At 77.1% G+C, this 7,112-nt stretch carries 6 protein-coding genes; 1 reads left to right on the top strand and 5 read right to left on the bottom strand.

Translation table 11 applies throughout. The annotated features are described in order from the left end of the window. Positions 1–52: 52 nt before the first annotated feature. A complete protein-coding gene (locus WCS02_RS15440) occupies positions 53–658 on the bottom strand; it encodes a hypothetical protein (RefSeq protein WP_340294808.1) in 606 nt (201 codons plus the stop codon). Positions 659–757: 99 nt separating this feature from the next. Then, positions 758–2,464: a coenzyme B12-dependent isobutyryl-CoA mutase large subunit gene (locus WCS02_RS15435; RefSeq protein ID WP_340294806.1), complete on the bottom strand. Its 1,707-nt coding sequence runs from the start codon at positions 2,462–2,464 to the stop codon at positions 758–760. A gap of 164 nt (positions 2,465–2,628) precedes the next feature. Here WCS02_RS15435 and WCS02_RS15430 point away from each other — a divergent pair, with 164 nt between their 5' ends. After that, positions 2,629–4,800 (top strand): beta-propeller domain-containing protein, encoded by a 2,172-nt coding sequence (locus tag WCS02_RS15430; protein WP_340294804.1) that lies wholly within the window; start codon positions 2,629–2,631, stop codon positions 4,798–4,800. Between the two features lie 39 nt (positions 4,801–4,839). Here WCS02_RS15430 and WCS02_RS15425 read toward each other — a convergent pair whose 3' ends face one another. The 3 genes from WCS02_RS15425 to meaB form a co-directional block, all read right to left on the bottom strand. Next, positions 4,840–5,700, bottom strand: coding sequence for a hypothetical protein (locus WCS02_RS15425; RefSeq protein WP_340294801.1), 861 nt, complete (start codon positions 5,698–5,700; stop codon positions 4,840–4,842). A 61-nt stretch (positions 5,701–5,761) separates the two neighbouring features. After that, positions 5,762–6,073, bottom strand: a complete 312-nt coding sequence (locus WCS02_RS15420) for a thiamine-binding protein (RefSeq protein WP_340294799.1) — start codon at positions 6,071–6,073, stop codon at positions 5,762–5,764. 72 nt (positions 6,074–6,145) lie between these two features. Further along, positions 6,146–7,108 carry a methylmalonyl Co-A mutase-associated GTPase MeaB gene (gene meaB, locus WCS02_RS15415; protein WP_340294810.1) on the bottom strand — a complete coding sequence of 321 codons (963 nt, stop codon included), beginning with the start codon at positions 7,106–7,108 and terminating at the stop codon, positions 6,146–6,148. Positions 7,109–7,112: the final 4 nt, after the last annotated feature.

Below are 7,112 nucleotides of genomic sequence, written 5' to 3'. Positions count from 1 at the left end.
AGGCACGCGCCCGCGCCCAGACCGGCGCGGCCCGGCAGGCTCCTCGCCCGGCTCACGCGCGTCCCCTGCGGGCGCGGCGCCGGCGACGGGCGTTGAGCGCGACGAGCCACAGCAGGCCGAGCACGGCCTCGAGCGCGCCGACCACGACGAGCGGCCACGCGCCCGGGTGGCGCGCGGGGCGGTCCCAGGTGAGCGTCACGGCCGCGCCGGCGGGGGCCACCACGGCCAGCACCTGCTCGGCGGCCGGGGCGTCGAGCCGCACGGTGACGTCCTCGCCGCTCTGCTCGGTCTGCCAGACGTCGGCCAGCGCGGGGTCGGCCGGGGGCACCACGGACGCGGGGTCGTCGCCGGGCAGGTCGGTGGTGGCCAGGGTCGTCGCGGTGGCGACGCCGTCGACCTGGGTGGCGCCGACCCCGTCGAGCCACGCGGCCACCTCGGTGCCGCGGCCGAGCCCGACGAAGGCTTGGCCCTCCACGTCCACCTGCACCGGTCGGCCCGTCAGCGCCAGCGCCCCGGGTGCGGTGACGAGCACGGGGGCGGCCTCGGCGGTCCCGGTCACCTGCTGCGGCGGGCGCGCGGCGGTGAGCATGACGAGGCCGACGACGAGGAGGACCAGCCCGACCGCCGCCACAGCCGTGGGGACGAACCGAGGCACCACGCCCGCGAGGATAGGGGCGGGGGTCCCGGCACCCCGGCAGGCCGCGCCGGGTCCTCCGGCAGGCCGCGCCCCGGGTCCTCCGGCAGGCCTCGCGCGGCGTCAGAACCGGGCCGGCTCGGTGTAGCCGCCCCACTCCTCCTGCAGCAGGCCGCAGATCTCGCCCAGCGTCGCCTCGGCCCGGCAGGCCTGCAGCATGGGCGGCACCATGTTGCGCCCGTCCCGCGCGGCCGCGAGCAGGTCCGCCAGGGCGGCCCGCACGGCCCCGTCGTCGCGCGCGGAACGCCGGGCCTGCAGGGCCGCGACCTGGTCGGTCTCCACCTCGTGGCCGACGCGGAGGATCTCCAGCGGCGTGCTCACCGACTCGGTGTGGCAGTTGACGCCGACGACCCGCTTCTCGCCCTTCTCCAGCGCGACCTGGTAGGCGAACGAGGCGTCGGCGATCTCGGCGAGGAACCAGCCGTCCTCGATGCCCCGGAGCACGCCGGAGGTCATCGGCCCGACCTCGTGGACCACCGAGCCGTCGGCGGCGCGGTCGCGGCCGGCCTCCCCCATCGCCTCGATGGTGGCGAAGATGCGCTCGGCGTCCGCCTCCATCCGGTCGGTCAGCGCCTCCACGTACCAGGAGCCGCCGAGCGGGTCGGCGACGTTCGCGACGCCGGTCTCCTCCGCGAGCACCTGCTGGGTGCGCAGCGCGATCTCCGCGGCCTGCTCGCTGGGCAGGGCGAGGGTCTCGTCGAGGGCGTTGGTGTGCAGGCTGTTGGTGCCGCCGAAGACGGCGGCGAGCGCCTCGACGGCCGTGCGGACGACGTTGGTGTACGGCTGCTGGGCGGTGAGGGACACCCCGGCGGTCTGGGTGTGGAAGCGCAGCCACTGGGCCTTGTCGGTCGTCGCGCCGTAGCGCTCGCGCAGCCAGCGCGCCCAGATCCGCCGGGCCGCCCGGAACTTGGCGACCTCCTCGAACAGGTCGATGTGGGCGTCGAAGAAGAACGACAGACCGGGGGCGAAGACGTCGACGTCCAGGCCCCGCGACAGGCCGAGCTCGACGTAGGCGAAGCCGTCGGCGAGGGTGAACGCGAGCTCCTGCGCGGCCGTGGAGCCGGCCTCGCGGATGTGGTACCCCGACACCGACACCGGCTTGTAGCGCGGCACCTCCGCGGCGCAGTGCTCGAGCAGGTCGCCGATGAGCCGCAGGTGGGGTCCGGGCCCGAAGAGCCACTCCTTCTGCGCCATGTACTCCTTGAAGATGTCCGTCTGCAGCGTGCCGTCGAGCCGGCGGGTGTCCACCCCGGCCCGCTCGGCCGCGACCAGGTACATGCAGAACACCGGGACCGCGGGCCCGGAGATCGTCATGGAGGTGGTGACCTCGTCCAGCGGGATGCCGCGGAACAGCACCTCCATGTCGGCCGCGGAGTCGATGGCGACGCCGCAGTGCCCGACCTCCCCGAGGCTGCGCGGGTCGTCGGAGTCCTTGCCCATGAGCGTCGGCATGTCGAAGGCGACCGACAGGCCACCGCCGCCGTTGGCGAGGATCTTGCGGTAGCGGTCGTTGGACTGCTCGGCGTTGCCGAAGCCGGCGAACTGCCGGATGGTCCAGGCGCGGCCGCGGTACCCGGTGGGGTGCAGCCCGCGGGTGAACGGGTACTCCCCCGGCCACCCGACGCGCTCGTCGACCGGGGCCCCGTCGGGCGGTCCGTAGACCGGGTCGACCTCCTGGCCGGACAGGGTGGTGAAGTCGGCGTCGCGGACCCGCCCGGCGGTGAGGGCGGAGTCGAAGCGGGCCTGCCAGCGTGCGCGGGCGTCGTCCATGGGGTCCTCCTGACCGACGGCTGTGTCGGGTTCGGCAGGGTGCGGGTCCGTCCCGGGTCGCGGGACAGGGCCGATGCTACGACCCGGTGGAACCGGGGGTGCCCGGGCCGCGTCCCAGCGACGAGGCACCGCGGCGGCGCGGGGCACGAGCGGCGGAGGTCGTCATGGTCGGCAGCGGTGGCAGGACGGTCCCGGCACGCAGGCGCACCGGTCGGGCGCTCGCCCTGGCGACGGGGGTCGCGGTCGCGACCGGGGCGGCGGTGGTCGCGGTCGACGTGGCCGGGGCGCCGTCGGCCCGGGCGGCCTCCCTCACCAGCTTCGACTCCTGCGAGGAGCTCGTGGGCTGGTACCGCGACTCGGCCCTGGAACGGGTCGGGGCGTACGGCATGGACGGGGCCGGCGGCGGGATGGCCGTCACCGAGGAGGGGACGCTCGCCCGGTCGGCAGCCGGCGCACCCGCAGGGGCGGGGGCCGACGCCGCGGCCGCCGTCGGCGGGACCGGCGCCGCGGTCGGCTCCTCCGGCACGGGGACGAACGTGCAGGAGGACGGCGTGGACGAGCCGAGCCGACTCAAGCTCGTCGACGGCCTGGCCTACACCCTCACCGAGCGCCGCCTCCTCGTCGCCGACACGGACTCGGGGTCGGTGCTGGGCACCGTGGACCTGGGTACCGGTGACCCCGGCCCCGAGGGCGGGGACTGGCGGTCGTCCTCCGAGCTGCTGGTGGTCGGGGACCGGGTGGTGGTGCTCGGCTCGGCCTCCCTGCCGGGGACAGCCGGGACGGGCGCGGCCGCCGCAAGTCTTCGCGTGCCCGTGGGCGTGGTCCCCGGCTGGGGGACCTCGACGACCACCGTCACCACGGTCGACGTCTCGGACCCGACGGCGCCGGTCGTGGCCGACCGCACCGAGGTGGAGGGCGGCTACGTGTCCGCCCGCGCCACCGGGGGGACCGTCCGGGTCGTCACGACCTCCGGACCCACCCTGGCCCTCACCGACCCGTGGACGCTGCAGCAGGAGCGCTCGACGGCCGGCCTGGAGGTCGCCCCCGAGCCCGACGCCGCCCTCGTCACGGAGGCGGAGGCGCTCAACGAGCAGGCGGTCCGGGACGCCGACGCGACCGCCTGGCTGCCCGACCTGGTGACCCGGGACTCCGACGGCGCGGTCGTCGGCACGTCACCGGTGCCGTGCGGGTCGGTCGCGCACCCGGCCGAGAGCGCGGGGCCCGGCACGCTGACGGTCCTCGCCCTCGACCCTGCGGCGGACGAGCCGCTGCTCGGCACCACGTCGGTGAGCGCCGACGGCTCCCTGGTCTACGCCTCCACGGACCGGCTGTACGTGGCCACCACGCGGGGCGGCTGGACGTGGCGGACGGCGGAGGGCTGGCGGACGACCACCGAGCTGCACGGCTTCACGACCGAGGGCACGAGCACGGACTACCTGGGGTCGGGCAGCGTCGACGGCTGGCTGCTGGGCTCCTGGGCGCTGGACGCCGCCGACGGCCACCTCCGGGTGGGCACGACGTCGGAGGGCCCTGCCGCCGCAGGGTCGGTTCCCTCCGCGGTGCCCGGCGCCGGGGACGCCGCGTCGTCGGCCGCGCCGTCGACCAGCTCGAGCGTCGTCGTGCTGCGGGAGACCACCGACGGGCTGGTCGAGACCGGCCGGGTGGACGGACTGGGTCCGGGCGAGCAGATCCGCTCGCTGCGGTGGTTCGACGACCTCGCCGTGGTGGTGACGTTCCGGCAGACCGACCCGCTGTACACGGTCGACCTCTCCGACCCGGCAGACCCGCGCGTCCTCGGTGAGCTCAAGGTGACCGGGTACTCCGGCTACCTGCACCCGGTCGGGGACGACGTCCTGCTCGGGGTCGGCCAGGCCGGCGAGGCGGACGGCACGCTCACCGGGGCCAAGGTGGAGACCTACGACGTGCGCGACCTCGCAGCCCCCGGCGTGCTCGGCCAGGTGGTGTGGCCCGGGACGTCCAGCTCGACGGAGTGGGACAGCCGGCTCTTCGCCTACCTGCCGGAGCGCAGGACGGCGGTCCTGCCGGTCGACGGGTACGACGAGGCGACCGACACCTTCTCGGCGGGGCTCGTGGCCGTCGCCCTCGCCGAGGACGGCACCCCACGGGAGGCCGGCCGGTGGGACCCCGCGGACTACGGGGTCACCGTGGCCCTGGCGGCCGACGGGGAGACCGTCGTCGCCACGCGCGAGGTCATCGGCACGGGCGACCAGGCCGCCGACGGGGGTCGGCTCGCCCTCACCGTCCTCGCCGGCGACGACCTGACGCCGGCGGTCCAGGTCGACCTCGGCCCGCTCTACGAGCCCGGCCCCGGCTGACCGCCCCGGGAGCGGTCGACCTCGGCTGAGCCACCGGCCTCAGCCGACCAGCACCCGCACCGGGCGCCGGGTCCGCCACACCTGCACGCCGAGGCCGGCGACCACCACGGCGACGGCGACCCACGCCGCGATGCCGACCGCGAAGGGCGGGTCGTGGCGGGCGACCGCGAGCAGGCCCCAGCCGGCGGCCAGGGCGAACGGGCCGGCCGAGGTCCGCAGCCGCAGGGTCACGTCGAGGACCACGGCCGCGGCGGCGAGCAGCGCGACGATGCCGGCGCCCTCGGCGAGGCCGCCCTGGGCGGGGGCGCCCAGGTACACCCCGGTGATGCCGACGTTGGCGACGGTGGCGATGGTCACCCAGCCCAGCAGCAGCGCCGCCACGGCGGAGGGCAGCAGCCGCGCGAGGCCCTGCGGCTCGGGGTCCTGGAGCCGGCCGAGCGCCGTGGCCGACGCGGCCACGGCGACGACGATGAGCCCCTGCGCGACGAGCACCCAGGTGCCGTCCCGCGGGAACACCGTCTCCCACGCGGCGTTCGCGGCGAACGCGACGGCGAGGGGCCAGCCCGCGCGACGGTGCACGCTCCGGCCCAGCTGCGACGGCAGCGCCTGGTAGACCGCCCAGGCGAGGCAGCCGAGGAAGATCAGCCCCCAGATGGCGAAGGCGTACCCGGCCGGGGTGATGACGGTCGTGTAGGCGTCGGACACGTCGGCGACGCTGCGGGCCCCGGGCAGGGCCGCGCCGAGCGGGCTGCAGACGACCTGCGCCACGGCGGCGACGACGACCGCGACCGCCCGGACCACGTCCGCGGTGCCGTGGTCGGCACGCCCGCCGGTGCCTCCGTCCCCCCGCCGGGCGTCGCCGGGTGCGGTGGGCGCGGACGTCGGGTCGGGGGCCGTCATCGGGGCATCCTGCCCCGCGGCGCGGGCCCGCGCACCGGGCCCTGCGTCCCGGGGCCGGCGCTCAGCCCCGGTCGAGGCGCTCGACGGCCTCCTCGAGGCGGTCCAGCTTGGCGGTGAGCTCGCCGGTGCGGCCCGGGCGGACGTCGGCCTTGAGCACCAGCGAGACCCGCGGCGCCCGGGCCGTGAGCACGTCGATGCACAGCCCGACGAGCTCGGTGCACTCCGCCCAGCTGCCCTCGATGGTCGTGAACATGGCGTCGGTCCGGTGGGGCAGCCCCGAGGCGCGCACGAGGGCGACGACCTCGGCGACGGCGTCGGAGACCGAGCCGTCCTCGCCGGAGGTGGACGGGGCCAGGGAGAAGGCGACCAGCACGGCCGCCACGGTAGACCGCGGCCTCCCGCCGGCCCGCACCGGCGGACCGCCCGGCGACCAGGCCCCCGGGGGTCAGCCCTCGACGGAGGCGACGAGCCGGTCGGCCCCGCTGAACGGGTCGAGCCGCCCGGCGGCCACCTCGGCGGCGACCTCGTCGAGCAGGCCGCCGCCGCCCAGGCGCCCGAAGGCGGCCGTGAGCCGTGCCAGCCCCAGCGCGCGCACCTCTCCGGCGGCGCGGCGCCGGCGCAGGTCCTCGGCGCGGCCGTGCTCCTGGGCCCAGGTCCGGTGGGCGTCCAGGGCGTCGACGAGCTCGGTGACGTCACCGGCGGAGGCCACCGTGCGGACGACGGCGGGCCGCCAGTCCCCCGGCTCCCGGCCGTCGGCGCCGAGCGCGACCGACTGGCGCAGCTCGCGGACGGTGGCGTCCGCGCCGTCCCGGTCGGCCTTGTTGACGCACAGCACGTCGCCGACCTCGAGGATGCCGGCCTTGGCGGCCTGCACGCCGTCCCCCATGCCGGGCGCGAGCAGCACGACCGTCGTGTCGGCGAGCGCGGCCACCTCGACCTCGCTCTGGCCCACGCCGACGGTCTCGACGACGACCACGTCCACCCCGGCGGCCTCGAGCACACGGACCGCCTGCGGCGTGGTCGCGGCCAGCCCGCCCAGGTGCCCCCGGGAGGCCATCGACCGGACGTACACCCCCTCGTCGAGGGCGTGCCCGCCCATCCGCACCCGGTCACCGAGCAGCGCGCCGCCCGAGAACGGCGAGGACGGGTCGACCGCGAGCACGCCCACCCGCCGGCCCCGCCGGCGCAGCTCCGTGACCAGCGCGGAGACGGTCGTCGACTTCCCCACCCCGGGCGAGCCGGTCAGGCCCACGACCCACGCCGAGCCGGCCGTGCCGTCGGCCAGCGCCGCGGCCACCTCGCGCAGCTGCGGCCCGCCGTCGGAGACCACCGACACCAGCCGCCCGACCGCCCGGTGCGACCCGTCGCGGGCCGCGGCCAGCTCGGCGGCGACGTCGAGAAGTCGGATCGTA

It is taken from the genome of Aquipuribacter hungaricus (assembly GCF_037860755.1).
GTDB lineage: Bacteria > Actinomycetota > Actinomycetes > Actinomycetales > JBBAYJ01 > Aquipuribacter > Aquipuribacter hungaricus.
Note: the sequence above shows the minus strand (reverse complement) of the source record. Positions and strands in the feature narration are given on the sequence as shown.